This window comes from Oleiphilus sp. HI0125 (genome assembly GCF_001635355.1).
This window is the reverse complement of record NZ_LWGF01000272.1, coordinates 1-770: the sequence shown is the minus strand read 5'-3', so window position 1 is coordinate 770 and position 770 is coordinate 1. Positions and strand designations below refer to the sequence as shown.

1 protein-coding gene is annotated in these 770 nt (G+C 41.2%); it reads right to left on the bottom strand.

Annotation, left to right across the window (positions count from 1 at the left end; genetic code table 11):
* A partial coding sequence (locus A3762_RS03900; protein ID WP_231878720.1) for a metal ABC transporter solute-binding protein, Zn/Mn family occupies positions 1–649 on the bottom strand: 649 nt, incomplete at its 3' end.
* Between the last annotated feature and the right edge of the window lie 121 nt (positions 650–770).

Genomic DNA, 770 nt, shown 5'->3' with positions numbered 1-770 from the left:
CACTTTCCTTTTCTATCACGTCCACGTATTGATTAGGCATATTTAGTTCAGTAAAAAGCACTTGAACGTTAGCAGCTTTGATTTTATTAATCGTGTCTTGAAGTTGCGATGCGCTAGGTGATAGGCCATGCGCTGGTTCAACAACAGCTGAGACAGTCATGCCAAATTCTTGAAGAAGATAACCATAGGCTCCGTGTGTGCTTGCAATACGGATGAGACCGATATCCAGTTGGCTAATACTTTCTAATGCCTTATTTTTAATCGCACGTAGCTGTCTTGCGTAGATGAAAGCATTTTTTAGGAAGAACTTAGCATTGTTTGGGTCTAACTCTCCAAGTTCGCGCGCAATGGTATAGATTTGTCTAATCGCCGCCTCGATGGCTACAAATGTGTGAGGATTGTGTACCTTTCCTCCTCGTTTACTAATGAGAGGCACTGCTGCATTGGCTTCAATAACCGAAAGTTTTGGAAGTTTCAGTTTTCTAATCGCTTCCATTGCAAATTCGTCATGGCCAATACCGTTCACCACGATTGCATCCATGTTTTTTAAACGATTTAAATCTGCAGGTGAGAGTTTGTAGGCGTGTGGATTAAACCCTGCTTCGATCAGAGGTATTACATTTGCTCGGTCACCAACAATGTTTGCCACATAGCTATGATAAGGATGAAGAGTAATACCAATATTGAGTTTGGCTGATACATTATGACTTGTGACCAGAAGCGATGTTAGAAAAGCAATTCGTAATATCGGTCGTATAGTTTTTATGCGC